This window comes from Paenibacillus sp. J23TS9 (genome assembly GCF_018403225.1).
Classification (GTDB): Bacteria; Bacillota; Bacilli; order Paenibacillales; family Paenibacillaceae; genus Paenibacillus_AQ.
Genome location: NZ_BOSG01000043.1, coordinates 1 through 255 on the forward strand (window position 1 = coordinate 1; position 255 = coordinate 255).

Genomic DNA, 255 nt, shown 5'->3' on the forward strand with positions numbered 1-255 from the left:
GTGTACAAGACCCGGGAACGTATTCACCGCGGCATGCTGATCCGCGATTACTAGCAATTCCGACTTCATGCAGGCGGGTTGCAGCCTGCAATCCGAACTGAGACCAGCTTTGATAGGATTGGCTCCATCTCGCGATTTCGCTTCCCGTTGTACTGGCCATTGTAGTACGTGTGTAGCCCAAGTCATAAGGGGCATGATGATTTGACGTCATCCCCGCCTTCCTCCGGTTTGTCACCGGCAGTCATTCTAGAGTGC

General features: G+C 53.7%; 1 rRNA gene. It reads right to left on the reverse strand.

The window, feature by feature from the left end:
- Nucleotides 1-255 (reverse strand): 16S ribosomal RNA (locus KJS65_RS29620); the annotation flags it as partial.